General features: G+C 70.7%; 17 protein-coding genes. 13 read left to right on the top strand and 4 right to left on the bottom strand.

Annotated features, from left to right (window positions below):
* Positions 1–76: 76 nt before the first annotated feature.
* Positions 77–1,051, bottom strand: coding sequence for a coenzyme F420-0:L-glutamate ligase (locus ABN611_RS04320; RefSeq protein ID WP_350278452.1), 975 nt, complete (start codon positions 1,049–1,051; stop codon positions 77–79).
* Entirely contained in the window at positions 1,048–2,025 is a 978-nt protein-coding gene (cofD, locus tag ABN611_RS04315; RefSeq protein ID WP_350281591.1) for a 2-phospho-L-lactate transferase, read from the bottom strand. The genes ABN611_RS04320 and cofD overlap by 4 nt, the downstream gene beginning before the upstream one ends.
* A 126-nt stretch (positions 2,026–2,151) precedes the next feature.
* On the opposite strand from cofD, the gene ABN611_RS04310 reads away from it, so the two are divergent.
* The 4 genes from ABN611_RS04310 to ABN611_RS04295 all read left to right on the top strand — a co-directional run bounded on the left by ABN611_RS04310 (position 2,152) and on the right by ABN611_RS04295 (position 8,550).
* On the top strand, positions 2,152–3,411 hold the full coding sequence (locus ABN611_RS04310; RefSeq protein ID WP_350278451.1) for a hypothetical protein: 1,260 nt from the start codon (positions 2,152–2,154) through the stop codon (positions 3,409–3,411).
* Positions 3,412–3,726: 315 nt separating this feature from the next.
* The gene (locus ABN611_RS04305) at positions 3,727–3,993 is read left to right on the top strand and encodes a WhiB family transcriptional regulator (protein ID WP_132150138.1); all 267 of its coding nucleotides are present in this window, start codon (positions 3,727–3,729) and stop codon (positions 3,991–3,993) included.
* Positions 3,994–4,159: 166 nt separating this feature from the next.
* On the top strand, positions 4,160–7,072 hold the full coding sequence (locus ABN611_RS04300; RefSeq protein WP_350278450.1) for a glycosyltransferase family 2 protein: 2,913 nt from the start codon (positions 4,160–4,162) through the stop codon (positions 7,070–7,072).
* The gene (locus ABN611_RS04295; RefSeq protein WP_350278449.1) at positions 7,069–8,550 is read left to right on the top strand and encodes a DUF5719 family protein; all 1,482 of its coding nucleotides are present in this window, start codon (positions 7,069–7,071) and stop codon (positions 8,548–8,550) included. The genes ABN611_RS04300 and ABN611_RS04295 overlap by 4 nt, the downstream gene beginning before the upstream one ends.
* On the opposite strand, the gene ABN611_RS04290 is transcribed toward ABN611_RS04295, so the two are convergent.
* Complete coding sequence (locus ABN611_RS04290; protein WP_350278448.1) at positions 8,547–8,930, bottom strand: DUF3499 domain-containing protein; 384 nt, start codon at positions 8,928–8,930, stop codon at positions 8,547–8,549. The two genes, ABN611_RS04295 and ABN611_RS04290, sit on opposite strands and share 4 nt — an antisense overlap.
* Before the next feature lie 31 nt (positions 8,931–8,961).
* Here ABN611_RS04290 and ABN611_RS04285 point away from each other — a divergent pair, with 31 nt between their 5' ends.
* From ABN611_RS04285 to ABN611_RS04250, 8 genes are all read left to right on the top strand, one after another.
* Entirely contained in the window at positions 8,962–9,408 is a 447-nt protein-coding gene (locus ABN611_RS04285; RefSeq protein WP_350278447.1) for a metallopeptidase family protein, read from the top strand.
* Positions 9,409–9,500: 92 nt separating this feature from the next.
* Positions 9,501–10,577, top strand: coding sequence for a Gfo/Idh/MocA family oxidoreductase (locus ABN611_RS04280; RefSeq protein WP_350278446.1), 1,077 nt, complete (start codon positions 9,501–9,503; stop codon positions 10,575–10,577).
* The gene (locus tag ABN611_RS04275) at positions 10,570–11,313 is read left to right on the top strand and encodes a ThuA domain-containing protein (protein ID WP_350278445.1); all 744 of its coding nucleotides are present in this window, start codon (positions 10,570–10,572) and stop codon (positions 11,311–11,313) included. Before ABN611_RS04280 ends, ABN611_RS04275 begins: the two co-directional genes overlap by 8 nt.
* Positions 11,314–11,350: 37 nt before the next feature.
* On the top strand, positions 11,351–12,721 hold the full coding sequence (locus ABN611_RS04270) for a phosphomannomutase/phosphoglucomutase (RefSeq protein ID WP_350278444.1): 1,371 nt from the start codon (positions 11,351–11,353) through the stop codon (positions 12,719–12,721).
* A gap of 10 nt (positions 12,722–12,731) precedes the next feature.
* Positions 12,732–12,938, top strand: a complete 207-nt coding sequence (locus ABN611_RS04265; RefSeq protein WP_350278443.1) for a Trm112 family protein — start codon at positions 12,732–12,734, stop codon at positions 12,936–12,938.
* On the top strand, positions 12,938–14,014 hold the full coding sequence (locus ABN611_RS04260; RefSeq protein WP_350278442.1) for an SIS domain-containing protein: 1,077 nt from the start codon (positions 12,938–12,940) through the stop codon (positions 14,012–14,014). Before ABN611_RS04265 ends, ABN611_RS04260 begins: the two co-directional genes overlap by 1 nt.
* Positions 14,008–15,174, top strand: a complete 1,167-nt coding sequence (manA, locus tag ABN611_RS04255; protein ID WP_350278441.1) for a mannose-6-phosphate isomerase, class I — start codon at positions 14,008–14,010, stop codon at positions 15,172–15,174. Before ABN611_RS04260 ends, manA begins: the two co-directional genes overlap by 7 nt.
* A gap of 25 nt (positions 15,175–15,199) precedes the next feature.
* Positions 15,200–16,159 (top strand): cation diffusion facilitator family transporter, encoded by a 960-nt coding sequence (locus ABN611_RS04250; RefSeq protein WP_350278440.1) that lies wholly within the window; start codon positions 15,200–15,202, stop codon positions 16,157–16,159.
* On the opposite strand, the gene ABN611_RS04245 is transcribed toward ABN611_RS04250, so the two are convergent.
* Positions 16,156–16,515, bottom strand: a complete 360-nt coding sequence (locus tag ABN611_RS04245) for a MerR family transcriptional regulator (protein ID WP_350278439.1) — start codon at positions 16,513–16,515, stop codon at positions 16,156–16,158. The two genes, ABN611_RS04250 and ABN611_RS04245, sit on opposite strands and share 4 nt — an antisense overlap.
* Before the next feature lie 110 nt (positions 16,516–16,625).
* Between ABN611_RS04245 and ahcY the strand changes: the two genes are divergently transcribed.
* On the top strand, positions 16,626–18,053 hold the full coding sequence (gene ahcY / locus ABN611_RS04240) for an adenosylhomocysteinase (RefSeq protein ID WP_350278438.1): 1,428 nt from the start codon (positions 16,626–16,628) through the stop codon (positions 18,051–18,053).
* Positions 18,054–18,139: the final 86 nt, after the last annotated feature.

The following is an 18,139-nucleotide window of genomic DNA, read 5'->3' as shown; positions in this document are numbered from 1 at the left end:
TTCCCGGATAAGGGCGGCCAGCGCGCCGCCGTGCGAAGGCAGTGTACGAGGCGACACTGAGAAGTTGCCTAGAAAACTACCGCGACCGTGAGCCGAACGTGACCGTCGCCTCGCTGCCCGGCCCGGGCCGCACGGTCACGCCGTACCCCTCGGCGTGCAGCAGTACGGCGAGCCGCTCCGCCACCATACCCACTGTCACCGGCTCTTCGCCAAACACGGTGACAGCGTTGTCAGCCACCTGCAGCCGGACTCCGTCGACGTCGGCGAGCAAACCGGACCACACGGCCGGATCGGCCTCCCGCGCGCCGGCCGGCGGCTGCCGGTCGAGTACGGCGGCCCGCGCCGCCTCCCGGGTGCCGAGACTGAACATGTCGTGCTCGGCGTCCCGCACCAGCGCCCGGGCGCCCGGGCCGTGCTCACCGACCGGCAGTACGGCGTCGTCCAGGCCGCGCAGCACCGCGACCGGGACCCCGTCCGCCTTGCCCTTGACCAGCTCGCTGGCGCTGGCGATCTCGTCCGCCAGCGCGGGCTCGGTCACCGCCAGCACATTGCCGTGGCTGTCCGTCGTACCACGCAGGTCCTCGACCACGGTGACGCCCGCGGCGCCGATCGCGAGGTCGGTCTGGCCGTTGCGCCACGGGCGGCCGAGCGTGTCCGTGACGACGATGCCGACGTTGACGTCGTACCGCTCCTTGAGTGCGGTGCGCAGGGCGCGCGCGGACGCGTCCGGGTCGACCGGGAGCAGCAGCACCGTGCCGGGAGCCGTGTTGGACGTGTCGGTGCCCGCCGCGGCCATCACCAGGCCGTGCCGGGTCTGCACGATCCGGGTGTCGCCGCGTTGCGCGACGACCCGGACGAGCTCGGCGTCCACGGCCTCGCGGCGGGTCCCATGGGTCAGCCGGCCCTCGGCTTTGCTGACGATCTTCGAGGTCACCGAGACGACGTCGCCGTCGCGCAGGTCGGTGCCGTCGGCGATCAGCGCGGCCAGGTCGTCCCCGGCCGCCACCTCGGGCAGGCCGGTCACCGGGAAGATCTCCAGCTGCTTCCTCATCGCCGTACGGCCTCCGCGAGGGTCAGTGCCGCGTCAGCCATCGCGGCGGTGGTGGTCTCGTCCGTCATCCACAACGGCACGGCCTGGACGTGAATTCCGGCGCCCGCGATCGAATCCGCCTGGATCGCGTCCGTGGTGTCGATCAGCCAGCCGTCCAGGACGCCGCCGGACTGGCGCGCACCGTAGTACCGCGCCACGGCCGACGCGGTGGCCGCGACGCCGACGGTCGCCAGCACCTTGTCGGCCATGCCGCGGACCGGCCCGGTGCCGATGATCGGCGACAGCCCGATGACCGGCGCGGCCGTCTCCCGGACCGCTTCCCGGATCCCGGGGACGCCGAGGATGGTGCCGACCGAGACCACCGGGTTCGACGGCGGGATGATGAGCACGTCGCAGTCCGCGATCGCCTCCAGCACCCCGGGCGCCGGCTTGGCCTTGTCCTGGCCGACGGCAACGATCTGGTGGGCGGGGATGTCGGCCTGGTAGCGGACCCAGTACTCCTGGAAGTGGATGGCCTTGCGCTTGCCGGGCTGCTCCGGGTCGTCCACCACGACGTGGGTCTCGATCCGGTCGTCGCTCATCGGCAGCAGCCGGACCGGGAGCTTCCAGCGGGCGCACAGCGCCTCGGTCACCGCGCTCAGGCTGTAGCCGGCGTCCAGCATCTGCGTGCGCACCAGGTGCGTCGCGACGTCCCGGTCGCCGAGCCCGAACCAGGTGGGCTCCACGCCGTACGCCGCGAGCTCCTCCTTGATCACCCAGGTCTCGTCCTCGCGGCCCCACTTGCGCTCTTCGGAGATGCCGCCGCCGAGGGTGTACATGACGGTGTCGAGGTCGGGACAGACCCGCAGGCCGAACAGGGTGATGTCGTCCGCGGTGTTCCCCACGACGGTGATCTCGGCGTCCGGTCGGGCCTTGATCAGACCCCGCAGGAAGGCGGAACCGCCGATGCCGCCGGCCAGCACTGTCAATCGCATGGGCAATCGCATGGGAAGAGTCTGCACGAGTCGTCAATGCGTCGAACCACCGCACGACTATGCTGCGGTGAGTCATCACGTCCGCACAGCTCAGTTGTACGGCCCCCCAACATCCGAGGAGCCCTCGTGGTCACCGACGCAACCAAGAAGCTCAGAGAGCCGGTCGCGTACATTCTGCTCGCTTTCGCCGGCCTGCTCGCGCTGGCCTCGCTGTTCCAGCTGTTCGTCGGCGGGATCGGCTTCGTCGCCGCCTCCGGCGGTGTGCACAGCATCATCGTCCCGCCGTCCATCACCTCGCTGGCGCTGATCTTCGCGCTGGTCGGTGCGGTGTGGATGGTGAACGAGGGCGAGCGGACGCCGAACGCACGGATCGTCGCGCTGGGCGCGCTCGTCGTCACCGGACTGTTCCTGCTCATCGGGCTGGTCGCCACCTTCGCGCAGTTCAACGGCGGCGGTACGGCCGGTGAGAAGATCGTCGGCTTCATCGCGTCGCTCGGCGGCCTCGCGCTGTACGGCGCTGTCGGCTTCTACGTGCTGAAGACTTTCCAGTCGCTGCCCGCGCCGGTGAAGGCGCCGAAGCCGGGTCAGTTCCAGCAGCAGGGCCAGCCGGGTCAGTTCGGCCAGCAGGCGCCGTACGGTCAGCAGGGCTACGGCCAGCAGCAGGGCTACGGTCAGCCGGAGCCGCAGGGCCAGTACGGTCAGTACGACCAGGGCCAGCAGCAGTACGGCGGTTACGCCGCGGCCGGCGCCGCTGGTGGGTACGCCGCGGCGCAGGGCGGCGACCAGCAGCAGTGGCCGCAGGAGCAGAGCTGGAACCAGGGCGAGCAGCAGCAGGCCTGGTCGGCCGGTGAAGCCGAGGCCCAGCAGCATGGTGGTCAGCACTCCGCTCAGCACTCTGGACAGCACTCCGCGCAGCACGCCGGTCAGCAGGAGCAGGCCTGGCCTGCGGAGGGCCAGGGCGTCGAGCCGACGCAGGCCTGGAACGCGGACGCCCAGCAGCAGTGGGGCGGCCAGGAGCAGCCGCAGCAGCAGTGGCCGCAGGAGCAGCAGCAGTGGGGCGGCGCCGACGCCGGCCAGCAGCAGTGGGGTGGCCAGGAGTACGGCCAGCAGCCGCAGTCCGGTCAGGAGTGGGGCAGCACCGCTGCCGAGGGTTCGCAGGAGCAGGCCGACGCTCAGCAGGGCCAGCAGGCCTGGCAGCAGGAGCAGGCGTGGCAGGCCGACGAGAAGCCCGCCGACCAGGGCTCCTCGGAGTCCCCGCAGCCCGAGTCCGCTGACGAGACCCGGATCGACCCGCGGGTCGAGGCGGACAAGAACGACCAGGGGCAGCAGGGCCAGGGGCAGCAGGGCCAGCAGGGTCAGCAGGGCTGGTGGTCGCAGCCTTCCTGATCAGGCGATCGAGGGCAGCAAGCCCTTACCGAGCCTGCGGGAAAAATCCCGGTAGCACGAGGTTTGAGCCCGGGTACACAGCGCGAGAGGCCTGTATCTACAGGCCTCTCGTTCTTTTGCGGGCATGTTGCGGATGATCCCAATAGCAGAGCACGGCTTGACTTTCGTGGATTGCAGGAATGTAATTTCAACCGTGTCGTTCGTTAGGACACTCGGTATCGGGGACCGTTGCAGAGCGCAGGACGGACGAGGTCAGGCATGTGGACCGCAAACCCACATGTACAGGGGAACGAACAGGGTCGAGGAGGTCGTACCGTGACAGAGGGCCTGATGGCGATTGTCGACGGTGAGGCGATCGAGGAGGAGCCGAACTGGCAGGAACGGGCGCTGTGCGCCCAGACCGATCCAGAGGCTTTCTTCCCGGAGAAGGGCGGATCCACCCGCGAGGCCAAGAAGGTGTGCCTCGGTTGCGACGTCCGGGGCGAGTGCCTCGAGTACGCGCTGCAGAACGACGAACGCTTCGGGATCTGGGGCGGTCTGTCGGAGCGGGAACGCCGCAAGCTGAAGAAGAAGGCCGTCTGACGGTCCGCAGCAGCACAACTCCACGCAGGACTTCCGCGAGGCCCCGGGGCGATCACCCCGGGGCCCGCGGCTTTCCTGACACTCCGAGGGCGGCTGTATGGTGATTCCTCGCCGGGACCTGCGGTCGCGGTGACCGTCCGCAACCATCGAGGTGTCACAGCTCCGCATGGAACAAGAAGCTCCGGCCGGCTGGGAATTCTTCGACTCCGTCGATTTCCCGACCGATCACATCGACGACCCGATGGGTCGTCCGCGGGTCCGGCATGTCGTCACCGCGGTGGTGGTCGGGCATGAGGGCGCGGCCTGGCTGCCGCGGCTGTCCGAGGCCTTGTGGGCGCTCAATCCCCGTCCGGACCGGCTGATCGCGGTCGACACCGGGTCCACCGACGAGACCGCCGAGCTGCTCGCCGCGATGCCCGGTGTGGAGCCGGTGGTCAGCGTCTCGGCGCGGACCGGCTTCGGGGTGGCGGTCGCGCGCGGCCTGGAAGCGCACGGTTTCGCGCCGATCCCGAGCGCTGTCGGGCCGTACGGCGACGACGGCCACATGCCGGTGGTGGAGTGGCTGTGGCTGCTGCACGACGACTGCGCGCCGGCCCCGAAGGCACTGGAGAAGTTGTTGCTCCAGGCCACTATGTCGCCGAACACCGGTGTCTGGGGCCCGAAGCTGCGGCTCTGGCCGCGGGATCGCGAGCTGCTCGAGGTCGGCGTCACGACCTCGCTCGGCGGCCGCCGCGACACCGGGATCGAGAACGGCGAGCTCGACCAGGGCCAGCACGACCAGCCGCGCAACGTGCTCGCGGTCAGCTCGGCCGGCATGCTCGTCCGGCGCGACGTCTGGGAGGCGTTGCGCGGCTTCGACCCGCGGCTGCCGATGTTCCGCGACGACATCGACTTCGGCTGGCGTGCGAGCCGCGCCGGGTACCAGGTCGGCGTCGCGCCCGACGCGGTCGTCTACCACGCGCAGGCTGCGGCCACCGGCGAGCGGGCCCTGGCCGGCACCCGGCGGCACGCGTACCAGCTCGACCGCGCGCACGCCTACTACACCGTCCTCGCGAACGCTCCCGGCAAGCTGCTGCCGCTGCTGATCCTGCGGTTCCTGTTCGGGACCGTGATGCGCTCGATCTGGTTCCTGCTCGGCAAGACGCCGTCCGGCGCCGTCGACGAGTGGACCGCTCTGCTCGGCACCTTGCTGGCCGGCGGCTGGACGACCGCGCGGAAGAACCGCCGCAGCCTCGACAGAGTTCCGTACGACGACATCAAAGGCCTCTTCTCCCGGTCCGTGCACGCCCTGCGGCACAACCTGGAGGAAACCACCAGCACGATCTCCGAGCGGATCCGGGAAGCCTGGGCGGACGAGCCCGAGGAGCAGGTCGTCACCACGGCCCGCCGGGCCAAGTCCACGGCGCGGGTCGCGACGGACCAGCCGCGCTGGCGCCGTCAGCTGATCCGGCGGCCGTTCCTGATCGCCTGGGTGGTGCTAGCGATCGGAGCGGTCGCGGCAGCGCGCGGTCTGATCGGAAGTGGCGTACTGCGTTCTCAGTTGCTGCTGCCGGCGCACGAGAACATCGCGGCGCTCTGGCACGCGGCCGCATCGGCTCCACCCGGTGTGACGCCGCCTGCCTGGCTCGCACAGTTCTGGGCCTTCTCGACCGTCCTGTTCGGTCCGACCGGTGCGGCGAACATCCTGCTGCTCGGCGCGGTCCCGTTGGCCGGTCTGGCCGCGTGGGCGTTGCTGCGGGCGTTCGTCGTCGACCGCGTGGCGCGGGCCTGGGGCGCTTCGGCGTACGGGCTGGCGGTGTTCACCAACGGTGCGATCTCGCAGGGGCGGCTCGGGACGTGTGTGGCGGCGATCGTGCTGCCGCTGCTCGGTGCCGCCGTACACACTGTGGCCCGGCGGCGGCGCGTGGTCATTCAGGGCAGTTGGCGAGCCGCTTGGTTCGCCGGCATCTGTCTGGCGGTGCTGTTCGCGTTCACGCCGGCGCTCGGTCTGCTGGTCGCCGTACTGCTGGTGTTCGGTGCGGTGCTCGGGCTCGGCTGGCGGCGGCAGGGGCGCCAGCTGGTGTTCTCCGTCGTACTGGGTCTGCTGCTCGTGCTGCCGTGGACTCTGGAGCTGGTGCGGCACCCGTCGAAGCTCGGTCAGGAGGCCGGTGGTCCGCCGACCGCTGCGATCGGGCCGGGCGACAGCCTGCCGCATCTGCTGACCGGTACGCCGATCGGTGCGCCGGCGCCCTGGTGGTTCGCCGTACCGCTGATCGTGGTGGCGCTGGTCAGCCTGCTGCGGCAGTCGCGGCAGCGGTACGAGTTGCTCGGGTGGTTCGCGGCGCTGGCCGGCCTGGCCGGGACGTTGGTGGCGAGCCGGCTCGGCGGCGGCAGCGGGCCGTTGATGTTCCTGATGACCGCGGGCTGGATCATCGCCGTCACGGTCGCGTGGGACTCGGTCGGCAGGTCCACCGAGATCATCGTCCAGGGTCTGCTCGGGATCGTGCTGGTGACGACGGTGGTGACCGCCGGGTTCTGGGTGGTGCGTGGCGCCGACGGGCCGTTGTGGCGCGGACCCGCCCAGGATCTCCCGGCGTACCTGGTGTCCGCGCAGGATCCGCCGGGCAACCAGTCGATTCTCGTGGTGCGCAAGGCGCCGGCCGGGCAGATGCGGTTCTCGCTGGTCAAGGACGGCGGCCCGCGGATGGGTTCGCTCGAGGCGGCGCCGACCGCGGCGCAGACCAAGCCGATCACCGACGTCCTCGCGACCCTCGGCGGTGGCGGCAGCGGTGAGGAAGGCCGGCAGCTGGCGGGGCTGGCGATCGACTACGTGTACCTGCCGGGTCCGGTGGACCCGACGCTGCAGGCGACGCTCGACTCGCTGCCCGGCCTGACCCGCGCCAGCGCGAACGACGGCGACGCCTCGTGGCTGGTGGACCGGTCGAAGGTCGAGGGCAAGACGCCGCTGGTCGACGAGACGCATTCGGTCTGGCGCGTGCTCGGGCTGATCGGCTGGATCATCGCGCTGATCTTCTGCCTGCCGACCGTCCGCCGCACGGTCGCCGTACCGCAAGGCACCCACGCGAGGAGGGACCGGTGACCCGGTTGCTGTCCGACCCGCGCCTCCGGATCGGCGCCGTCGTCCTGGCCATGGCCGTGCTGGCCGGGCTCGGCGTGGTGACCCAGCCGAAGAAGGCGGACACCAGCGCGCAGGCCGCGGTCACCGAGCCGTCCCGGACGGTCGTGAACCGTACGGCGCTCGCATGCCCGGTGTTGGCGCCCGGCGGCAAGATGGCCAGTGTGGTCAACGCGGTGTCGCCGCTGCTGCCCGAAGGGACGCCGACTGCGGCCGGCACCGCCGAACCGTTGTCGATCGCGCCGCTGGCGGCCACGTCCGACCCGGTCGGATCGCTGCTGAAGCGCGGCACGATCGGGTCGAGCCCGGTGGTCGTCAAGCCGCAGCCGCTGTCCGTCCAGGGCACCGGCCCGCTCGCCGCGGGTACGGTCGGCACGAGTACGACGACCGCCCAGGAGGGCGTGAACCGCGGTATGGCCAGCGTGCCGTGCCAGCTGCCCGGATCGGACTTCTGGTTCGTCGGCGCCTCCGGGGCGGTCGACCGCCGCGACGTACTGGTGCTGACGAACCTGGACAGCATCAACGCCGAGGTGAACGTCAGCGTGTACGCGCGCAGCGGTCCTCAGGACCTGCCCGCGGCCCGCGGCATCGTGGTCCCGGCGCACGGCACGTTCGAGCTGTTCCTCAAGCAGGTCGCCCCGAACCTCCGCGACATCGCGCTGCACGTGGAGTCGACCGGCGGCCGGGTCGCGGCCGCCGTCCGGTCCAACGCCTCGAACGGCAGCAAGCCGAGCGGCGTCGACTGGCTGAACACGTCCGCGGCGCCCGCGACGAAGGTGTTCGTCCCCGCGGTCGCGCCGGGCGCCGGCCTGCGGATCCTCTCGGTGGCGAACCCGACCGACCTGCAGGCGTCCGCGAGCCTGACCGTGAACGGGCCGAACGGGCCGTTCAAGCCGGCCGGCCTGGAGACCGTGCAGATCGCGGCCGGGTCGGTGAAGACGTTCATGCTCGACCAGGTTCTGCACGGCGACGCGAGCGGGATCACGATCACGTCGGACCAGCCGGTGACCGCGTCCATGCGGGTCACCGACGGCACCCGGACCGAGTTCTCGTCGATCGGCTCCGCGGACGCGCTGACCGGACCAGCGTACCTGGTGCTGCCCGCGCACAAGCAGCCCGCCGTCCTGCAGGTGACCGCGCCCGGGAAGGCCGGCAGCGTGAAGTTCGAGCTGCGGGACGCGGCCGGCCGGGTGCTGGTCACGCGCGCGCTGGACGTGGTGAACGGATCGACCTCGCAGATCCCGTTCCCGGCGCAGCCGCGGGCGACGTACCTGATGGTGCAGCAGACGCGCGGGACCGTGGTTGCGGGCGTGACCCTGATGCCGGCCGCGAAGCCGGGCGAGGACGACGTGCCGGAAGTGGCGGCGTGGCCGCTGACGACCTCGTTGGTGTTCCGGGCCCAGCTCGGCGCCCAGCCGGACGTCAGCGCCGCTTTGCGTTAGCCCTCGTTCGTGTTGGCGCCGGGGTCCTGCAGCATCCGGAGGTGACCTCGGCGGGCCACCTCGACCGGCGCGCCCGGCGTGCCGGCGCGGGGCTCCCGTGGCGGCAGCGGACGGGCCGCCTCGCGGACCGCGTTCGCCAGGGCCTCCAGGTCGTCGGAGGACGGGCCGGCGGCGGCCGGGTCCGGAGCGAGCCGGATGACCTCCCAGCCGTTCGGTGCCGTCAACCGGTCGGCGTGGTCGGCGCAGAGGTCGTAGCAGTGCGGCTCGGCGTACGTCGCGAGCGGTCCGAGGACGCAGGTGGAGTCGGCGTACACGTAGGTGAGCGTCGACACGGCCGGCTTCTGACATCCGGCGCGCGAACAGATCCTGGCGATGCTCACGGACAGACGTTACCCCCACTAGGCTGAGCGCGTGACCGAGGCTCGCCGTCATCGCAGGCACATCGACCGCCACGGCCGCGGCATGCTCGGCCCGATCAGCCGGCCGAGCAAGTTCGCGCCGCGGGGTCTGCCGCTGCAGCGGTCCGCCGCCGCGCAGTTCGACGAGGTGGTCGCGATCGAGGTGACCCGGCTGGAGAAGCGGCTGCCGCAGGTGGTGGCGCGGGTCGAGTTCGCGATCGAGGACGTGCCGAACCTGGACCTCGACGCCACCGAGATCCCGCTCACCCACGCCAGCGGCGGGACGTCGCACGAGCCGTACCGGATCGTCGTGTTCCGGCGCCCGATCGAGCTCCGGGCCGAGCGTTCCGGCAGCAGCCTGGCCTGGCTGGTGCGGTCCGCACTGGTGCTCGAGCTGGCCGACGTCCTCGCGCTGTCGCCCGAGCAGATCGACCCGGACTTCGACCCTGAAGGCGACTGACACACCCCTCCCGCTCCCGCGGCGTTCGAACCTGTTCCGTACTGTGGAAACAGGTTTGTGACCTTCGTTGTCATCGGGAGAGGATCGTGGGTGTGAACGATCAAAAACTGCGGGTCGGTGTCGTTGGACTGGGATTCGCCGGGCGGACGGCGCTGGAGGCGTTCTCCGAGCTGCCGGACGTCGAGGTGATCGCGCTGGCGGGCCTCGAGAAGGACACCCTGACCAGCCTGGGCGAGAAGCACGGCGTACCGCATCTGTACGAGAAGTGGGAGGACCTGCTCGAGACGCCGGGGCTGGAGGCGGTCAGCATCGGCACGCCGACGCAGCTGCACGCCCCGATCGCGCTCAAGGCGCTGGCCAAGGGCCTGCACGTGCTGTCCGAGAAGCCGCTGGCCCGGACGGTCGCCGAGGGCACCGCGATGGTCGAGGCCTCGAAGCAGGCCGGCCGGGTGCTGAAGGTCGTCTTCAACCACCGCGAGCGCGGTGACGTCGCGGCGCTCAAGCACCAGATCGACGAGGGCCAGCTCGGCCGGATCTACTACGCGAAGGCGCACTGGATGCGCCGCAACGGCATCCCCGGCATGGGCGGCTGGTTCACGAACCGGGAGCTGTCCGGCGGCGGCCCGCTGATCGACCTCGGCGTCCACATCCTCGACCTCGCGCTGCACCTGCTCGGCGAGCCGCAGGTCAGCACGGTGTCCGCGGACACCTTCGCCGAGCTCGGCCCGCGCGGCAAGGGCAGCCGCGACCCGAACGCGAACACGCTCGGCTCGGCGTTCGAGGTGGAGGACCTGGCGACGGCGTACCTGCGGCTGGCGGGCGGCGGCGCGCTGCAGCTGGAGACCAGCTGGGCGACGTACCGGGCGCCGGGGGACAACTTCGGCATCGAGCTGTTCGGCACCGACGGCGGCGCCAAGATCGAGGTGCAGAACTACACCAACGAGGACACGCTGCGGATCTTCACCGACGTCGGCGGCGTACCGGCCGAGGTCAAGCCGGCCACCGGCGCCGGGCTCGGCCACCGCGCGGTGGTGCGGGAGTTCGTCCGGATCGTGCGCAGCGGTGAGTGGGAAGGCCAGAACGGGTCCGAGGCGCTGCTCCGGACCGAGATCATCGACGCCTGCTACGCCTCGGCGAAGGCGGGACGAGAGGTTGTGCTCAATGACTGAACCGATTCGCGTCACGGTGTGGGGCGAGAACGTCCACGAGGGCCGCGACGAGTCCGTCCGCAAGGTCTACCCGGACACCATGCACGAGACGATCGCGGCCGCGCTGCGCGACAAGCTCGGCCAGGAGGTCGTCGTCCGGACCGCGTGGCTGCAGCAGCCCGAGCACGGTCTCACCGAGGAGGTGCTCGCCGACACCGACGTACTCACCTGGTGGGGGCACGCCGCGCACGGCGACGTCGACGACGCGGTCGTCGACCGGGTGCAGAAGCACGTGCTGTCCGGGATGGGCCTGATCGCGCTGCACTCGGCGCACTTCAGCAAGATCTTCATCCGGTTGATGGGTACGACGTGCTCGCTCGACTGGCGGTCCGACCACGACCGCGAGCTGATCTGGACGGTCGCGGCCGGGCACCCGATCGCGCAGGGCATCCCGCACCCGCTGGTGATCGAGCGCGAGGAGATGTACGGCGAGCTGTTCGACATCCCGCAGCCGGACGAGCTGGTGTTCGTCAGCTCGTTCTCCGGCGGCGAGGTGTTCCGCTCCGGCTGCTGCTACCGCCGCGGCCAGGGCCGGGTCTTCTACTTCCGCCCCGGCGACCAGGAGTACCCGACGTACCACCAGCCCGAGGTGCAGCAGATCATCGCCAACGCCGCCAAGTGGGCCGCCCCGACCAGCCCGCGCCAGCTCCCCGAGGTCCACCACCGCAAGGACGTCGGCTGGTTCGAGCGAGCCTGAGATACAGCTTGGTCGGTGGGCCGGATAGGGTCCACGCATGGCTGATGTTGCGGCGATCTTCAAGGCGTACGACGTGCGCGGGGTCGTCCCGGACCAGTTGGACGAGTCGGTGGCCCGGGCGACCGGGGCGGCGTTCGTCGAGGTCCTGGACGTGCTCGCGGGTCCCGGGGCGGTCGTGGTCGGGTACGACATGCGGCCGTCCAGTCCGGCGCTGGCGGCCGCCTTCGCCGAGGGCGTGACCAGCACCGGCGCGGACGTGATCGACATCGGCCTGGCGTCCACCGACCAGCTGTACTTCGCGTCCGGGCGGCTCGACCTGCCCGGCGCGATGTTCACCGCCAGCCACAACCCGGCGAAGTACAACGGCATCAAGCTGTGCCGCGCGGGTGCGGCCCCGGTCGGCTCCGACTCCGGGCTGCGCGACATCGCCGACCTGGTCGCCAAGGCCCTGACCGAGGGCCCGGCGACCGGGGCCGCGACCGGCCACGTCACCCGCAAGGACCTGCTGACCGCGTACGCCGACCACCTGCACGACCTGGTCGACCTGAGCGGCATCCGCCCGCTGACCGTGGTCGTCGACGCCGGCAACGGCATGGGCGGCCACACCGTCCCGGCCGTCTTCGCCGACGGCCCGGTGACGATCGTCCCGCTGTACTTCGAGCTCGACGGCAACTTCCCGAACCACGAGGCCAACCCGCTCGACCCGAAGAACCTGGTCGACCTGCAGGCCAAGGTCCGGGAGACCGGCGCCGACCTCGGCCTCGCCTTCGACGGCGACGCCGACCGCTGCTTCGTGGTCGACGAGCAGGGCGACCCGATCTCGCCGAGCGCGATCACCGGCGCGGTCGCCGTCCGCGAGCTGGCCAAGCACCCCGGCGCGGCCGTCATCCACAACCTGATCACCTCGAAGGCCGTCCCGGAGCTGATCACCGAGCACGGCGGTACGCCGGTCCGCGCCCGGGTCGGGCACTCCTACATCAAGCAGCAGATGGCCGAGACCGACGCCGTGTTCGGCGGCGAGCACTCGGCGCACTACTACTTCCGGGACTTCTGGCGGGCCGACACCGGGATGCTGGCCGCGCTGCACGTGCTGGCCGCGCTCGGGGAGCAGGACAGGCCGGCGAGCGAGCTGTTCGCGGAGTACGAGCGGTACGTCGCGTCCGGCGAGATCAACAACGTGGTCGAGGACGCGGCGGCGACCGTCGCGGCGATCGAGGATACGTATTCTGACGTCGAGGGCGTGACCGTCGACCATCTGGACGGGTTGACCGTGGCGGCGGGACAGTGGTGGTTCAACGTCCGTGCGTCGAACACGGAACCGTTGCTGCGGCTGAACGTCGAGGCCGCGGACCGGGCCACGATGGAGCGCGTCCGCGACGAAGTACTGGCCCTGATCAAAGGTGCGTAGGGAGAACTGAATGGCCGTCAATCTGGACCCGGACCTGCTGAGCATCCTGGTCTGCCCGAAGTGCCGCTCGGAGTTCCGCGTGGACGACGAGGCGAGCGAGCTGATCTGCACCAACGCGGCCTGCGCGCTGGCGTACCCGGTGCGTGACGACATCCCGGTGCTGCTGATCGACGAGGCCCGGGACACCCGTGCGGAGTCCGAGCCCGCGAGCAACTGATGAGCGTTTTCGACGACACGCGGCTGGACGACCCGGCGGCCCTCGAGGCTTCGGACCACCTGCTGCGGCGACTGGCGATGGCCGGTGCCCGGATCCGGGCTGAGCTGGAGGCGTCCCAGGACGCCCTGAACAAGCTGGAGCCCGACGGCTTCCGTCCCCGGGCCGTGGTCGCGGCCGGCCGGGACGCCCGGCTGGTGCGGGCCGTCCTGGAGCCGGTCTGCCCGGTCCCGTTCCTCGCCTGGCCCGGTCCGGGCCTGCCCGGCTGGGCCGGTCCGCTCGACCTCGTGATCGTCCTCGGTGGTGCCGCCGAGGACACCGACGCGGTGTCGGCCGCCGGCGAAGCGGTACGGCGTGGTTGCGGGCTGATGGTCGCCGCGCCGGAGGACTCCCCGGTGGCGATCGCCTCGGCCGGTCTCCGGCATGCGATCCGGCTGCCGTCCCAGTCGGACGACCAGTTGGCCGCCGCCGTCGCCGTACTGCAGGCGCTGCATCAGATGGAGCTCGGCCCGGAGGTCGACCACAAGGCCGTGGCGTTGTTGCTGGACGACGTCGCGATCGAGTGCTCGCCCAACAACGACGTGGCGTCCAACCCCGCGAAGGAACTCGCGCTGGTGCTGGCCGACGGGTTGCCGCTGGTGTGGGGCGGCTCGGTCCTGGCCGCGCGCGCTGCCCGCCGCGTGGTCGAGGCGCTGCGGCTGGCGAGTGGACGGCCGGCGCTGGCTGCTGACGCGGGTCACCTGCTGCCGGTGCTCGATCAGCCGCCGCGGGACCTGTTCGCGGATCCGTTCGACAAGCCCGCGGAGCTGCGGCCGGCGCTGATCATCCTGGACGACGGTGTGGACGAGGCCGGCATCGCCGAGCACCGCCGCAAGCTGGAGTCCAAGGCCGAGGCACACGACGTCCGCGTACACACGATCACCCAGGCCGAAGGCACGGACATCGGGCGGTACGCCGCCCTGACCCAGCAGGGCCGGTACGCCGCGGCCTACCTCGGGATCGGCCTCGGCCGGTACGGGATGGCGACCGTCGACGACCCGGTCGGATCAGGCAACCCCTCGGAGGACCCAGCGTGGTAGTGCCGCTGCAGAACACCGTCCGCGACTACGCGTGGGGCTCGCCGACCGCCCTCCCGGAACTGCTCGGGGTGGAGCCGGACGGCACGCCGCAGGCGGAGCTGTGGATGGGCGCCCACGAGTCGGCGCCCTCGGTGCTGCCGTCCGGCGACACGTTGTACGACGTGGTGTCGGCGGATCCGGAGGCGGTGCTGGGCGCGGAGACGGCCGAGCGGTTCGAGGGACGGTTCCCGTTCCTGGCGAAGCTGCTGGCCGCCGGGCAGCCGCTGTCGATCCAGGCGCACCCCTCGCGGGAGCAGGCGATCGACGGGTACCGGCGCGACGAGGAGGCCGGGATCCCGCGGGACGCCGCGGACCGCAACTACAAGGACGCCTGGCCGAAGCCGGAGATCCTGATCGCGCTGGAGCCGTTCGACGCGCTGGTCGGGTTCCGGCCGCTGGAGCGCACGGTCGCGCTGCTGGACGCGTTGGCGCCGACCGGTTTCGGTGAGCTCACCGACCAGCTCCGCAACGGCAAGCTGCGGGAGGCGTTCACCGAGTTCATGAGCCGGGACCGGGACGCGATCCGGCCGCTCGTCGGTGCCCTCGGCGAGGCCGTCGCGCAGTACCAGGGGGACGCGTTCGCCCTGGAGCGGGAGACGCTGGCGAAGCTGTGCGCGGACTTCCCGGACGATCCCGGCGTCCTCGCGGCTCTGCTGCTGAACCGGGTGCGCCTGCAGCGGTTCGACGCGGTCTACCTGCCGGCCGGGAACGTGCACGCGTACCTGCGCGGGCTCGGGTTCGAGGTCATGGCGAACTCGGACAACGTCCTGCGCGGGGGCCTGACCAGCAAGCACATCGACGTACCGGAGCTGGTCTCGGTGGTGGACTTCGAGCCGCTGGCCGACCCGGTGCTGACCGCCACCGCGGTCGGTGACGACGTACTGACGTACGAGACGGGTTGTGAGTACTTCGCGATCCATCGCGTCGACCTCGACTCCGGTGAGAAGACGCTCGACGGGGAGGGGCCGCGGATCGTCTGCTGCGTCGCCGGGACCGTCGATGCCGCGGGCAAGGACTCCGTGGTGACGTTGTCCGCCGGTCAGTCCGCGTTCGCCTCAGGAACCGAAGGACCCTGTACCCTGCGGGGGTCCGGCACGGCGTTCGTCGTGTCCGCCCGCTGACTTTCTCCGGAGGATTTGAACAACCATGGCTGGTGGCGGAACCAAGGCCGTTGTCGCGGCTCTGCTGGCGAACACCGGGATCGCGATCACCAAGTTCGCCGCCTGGGGACTGACCCAGTCGGCCTCGATGCTGGCCGAGGCGATCCACTCGGTCGCCGACGCGGGCAACCAGGTGCTGCTGCTGGTCGGCGGCAAGCGGGCCAAGCGGGAGGCCAGCGAGCTCCACCAGTTCGGGTACGGCCGCGAGCGCTACGTCTACTCGTTCATCGTCGCGATCGTGCTGTTCAGCGTCGGTGGCCTGTTCGCGCTGTACGAGGGCTACCACAAGATCCACGACCCGCACCCGATCGAGGACTGGAAGTGGGTCCCGGTCGCGGTGCTGGTGGCCGCGATCGTCATGGAGACGTTCTCGTTCCGGACCGCGATCGTCGAGGCGAACAAGGTCCGCGGCAAGGTCGGCTGGAGCAAGTTCGTCCGGAACGCCCGCTCGCCCGAGCTGCCGGTGATCCTGCTGGAGGACTTCGCCGCGCTCACCGGTCTGGTGCTGGCGCTGATCGGCGTCGTGCTGACCCTTGCCACCGGCAACGGCGTGTTCGACGGCCTGGGTTCGATGGCGATCGGCGCGCTGCTGGTCGTGGTCGCGATCTTCCTGGCGATCGAGATGAAGTCGCTGCTGCTCGGCGAGTCCGCGACCCGCGAGGCGCAGCAGAAGATCGTCGCCGCGATCGAGAACACGCCGGGTGTGCAGCGGCTGATCCACATCAAGACCCTGCACCTGGGCCCGGAGGAGGTCCTGGTCGCGGCCAAGCTCGGCGTCGAGCCGACCACCGACGCGGCCGTCGTGGCCGAGACCATCAACGCCGCCGAGCGGGCGATCCGCGCCGCCGATCCGATGGCGGTGCACGTCTACCTCGAGCCGGACATCTACCTCGAGGGCTACGTCCCCGACGAGCGCCCGGCCGTCCCCGAGGCCCCGTCGCACTAACGCGGTCTGGGCGGCAGTACGCCGGACCGGCCGAGCCACCGCAGTGCGCGTTCGCGGTCGAGCTCGGCCTGCGTCGGCGGCGCGGTGAGGCGGCCGGTGCGGTAGCCGAGGTTGCGGATGTCGGCGGCCACGGACGGTTCGGCCAGCGCGCGGAGTGCGAAGGCCAGCGCGGCCGGCGTCACGTCGTACCGGCGTTCGAGATCCAGCGCCAGCCGGACGGCGGCCAGGTCGCGGTCGTCGTACTGGCGCTGGGACGTGTGCTCGGATCGCGAGCGCGGGAGCAGCCCGAGGGCCTCCCGGTAGCGCAGCATGCGTGGAGTGGTACCCAGCTGGCGAGCGGCCTCGGTGATGCGCATAGCATCAATCCTGACATTTCGGTGTCAAAAACGCGCCTGGAGCGATCAAACCGCGTGGCTCGGCCCTCTAGGCTCAGGTCAGTCAGAATCACAGTCTTCAGGGGAGCGGCATGACCTTCGACTACAAGGTGGCGGATCTCGGCCTGGCCGAGTTCGGGCGCAAGGAGATCCGGCTGGCCGAGCACGAGATGCCCGGCCTGATGGCGATGCGTGCGCAGTACGGCGAGAGCAAGCCGCTGGCGGGCGCCCGGATCATGGGCTCGCTGCACATGACGATCCAGACCGCGGTGCTGATCGAGACGCTGACCGCGCTCGGTGCCGAGGTGCGCTGGGTGTCCTGCAACATCTTCTCCACCCAGGACCACGCCGCCGCGGCGGTCGTCGTCGGCAACGGGACCGCCGACGCTCCGGCCGGTGTGCCGGTCTTCGCCTGGAAGGGCGAGACGCTCGAGGAGTACTGGTGGTGCACCGAGCAGGCGCTGACCTGGCCGGGCGGCGAGGGCCCGAACATGATCCTCGACGACGGCGGTGACGCCACGATGCTCGTCCACAAGGGCACCGAGTTCGAGAAGGCCGGGGCTGTTCCGGACCCGTCGACCGCTGACTCCGAGGAGTACGGCGTCGTCCTGAAGCTGCTGACCCGCACGCTCGCCGAGTCGCCGTCGAAGTGGACCACGATCGGCCAGGGCATCAAGGGTGTCACCGAGGAGACCACCACCGGTGTGCACCGGCTGTACGAGATGCACAAGGCCGGAGCGCTGCTGTTCCCGGCGATCAACGTCAACGACTCGGTCACCAAGTCGAAGTTCGACAACAAGTACGGCTGCCGCCACTCGCTGATCGACGGCATCAACCGCGCCACCGACGTGCTGATCGGCGGCAAGGTCGCGGTCGTCTGCGGGTACGGCGACGTCGGCAAGGGCTGCGCGGAGTCGCTGCGCGGTCAGGGCGCCCGGGTCATCGTGACCGAGGTGGACCCGATCTGCGCGCTGCAGGCGGCGATGGACGGGTACCAGGTCGCGACCGTGGACGACGTGGTCGGCGAGGCCGACATCTTCGTCACCGCGACCGGCAACCGCGACGTGATCACCGCCGACCACATGGCTGCGATGAAGCACCAGGCGATCGTCGGCAACATCGGCCACTTCGACAACGAGATCGACATGGCCGGCCTGGTGAAACGGGCCGAGCGGGTCAACATCAAGCCGCAGGTCGACGAGTTCCGGTTCGAGGACGGGCACACCGTGATCGTGCTGTCCGAGGGCCGGCTGCTGAACCTCGGCAACGCGACCGGCCACCCGTCGTTCGTGATGTCGAACTCGTTCACCAACCAGGTACTCGCGCAGATCGAGCTGTTCGTGAAGACCGCGGAGTACCCGACCGACGTCTACGTGCTGCCGAAGCACCTCGACGAGATGGTCGCCCGGCTGCACCTCGACTCGCTCGGCGTGAAGCTCACCGAACTGACCAAGGAGCAGGCGTCGTACCTCGGCGTACCGGTCGAGGGCCCGTACAAGCCTGAGGCCTACCGCTACTGATCGTGTGAACACCCCCGCGCCTTTCGGTGCGGGGGTGTTCGCGTTGTCAGCGGACCGACCGCCCTGCTGCCGATCCCGCCGCGCCA

It is taken from the genome of Kribbella sp. HUAS MG21 (assembly GCF_040254265.1).
Lineage (GTDB): Bacteria > Actinomycetota > Actinomycetes > Propionibacteriales > Kribbellaceae > Kribbella.
This window is presented reverse-complemented; position numbering and strand designations above follow the sequence as displayed.

What these genes read in the sequence shown, in the direction of transcription:
- ABN611_RS04265 (WP_350278443.1), top strand. Translation starts at nt 12,732, where the DNA reads ATGGCCGTCAATCTGGACCCGGACCTGCTGAGCATCCTGGTCTGCCCG.
- ABN611_RS04300 (WP_350278450.1), top strand. Translation starts at nt 4,160, where the DNA reads ATGGAACAAGAAGCTCCGGCCGGCTGGGAATTCTTCGACTCCGTCGAT.
- ABN611_RS04245 (WP_350278439.1), bottom strand. Translation starts at nt 16,515, where the DNA reads ATGCGCATCACCGAGGCCGCTCGCCAGCTGGGTACCACTCCACGCATG.
- ABN611_RS04270 (WP_350278444.1), top strand. Translation starts at nt 11,351, where the DNA reads ATGGCTGATGTTGCGGCGATCTTCAAGGCGTACGACGTGCGCGGGGTC.
- ABN611_RS04250 (WP_350278440.1), top strand. Translation starts at nt 15,200, where the DNA reads ATGGCTGGTGGCGGAACCAAGGCCGTTGTCGCGGCTCTGCTGGCGAAC.
- cofD (WP_350281591.1), bottom strand. Translation starts at nt 2,025, where the DNA reads ATGCGATTGACAGTGCTGGCCGGCGGCATCGGCGGTTCCGCCTTCCTG.
- ABN611_RS04275 (WP_350278445.1), top strand. Translation starts at nt 10,570, where the DNA reads ATGACTGAACCGATTCGCGTCACGGTGTGGGGCGAGAACGTCCACGAG.
- ABN611_RS04320 (WP_350278452.1), bottom strand. Translation starts at nt 1,051, where the DNA reads ATGAGGAAGCAGCTGGAGATCTTCCCGGTGACCGGCCTGCCCGAGGTG.
- ABN611_RS04260 (WP_350278442.1), top strand. Translation starts at nt 12,938, where the DNA reads ATGAGCGTTTTCGACGACACGCGGCTGGACGACCCGGCGGCCCTCGAG.
- ahcY (WP_350278438.1), top strand. Translation starts at nt 16,626, where the DNA reads ATGACCTTCGACTACAAGGTGGCGGATCTCGGCCTGGCCGAGTTCGGG.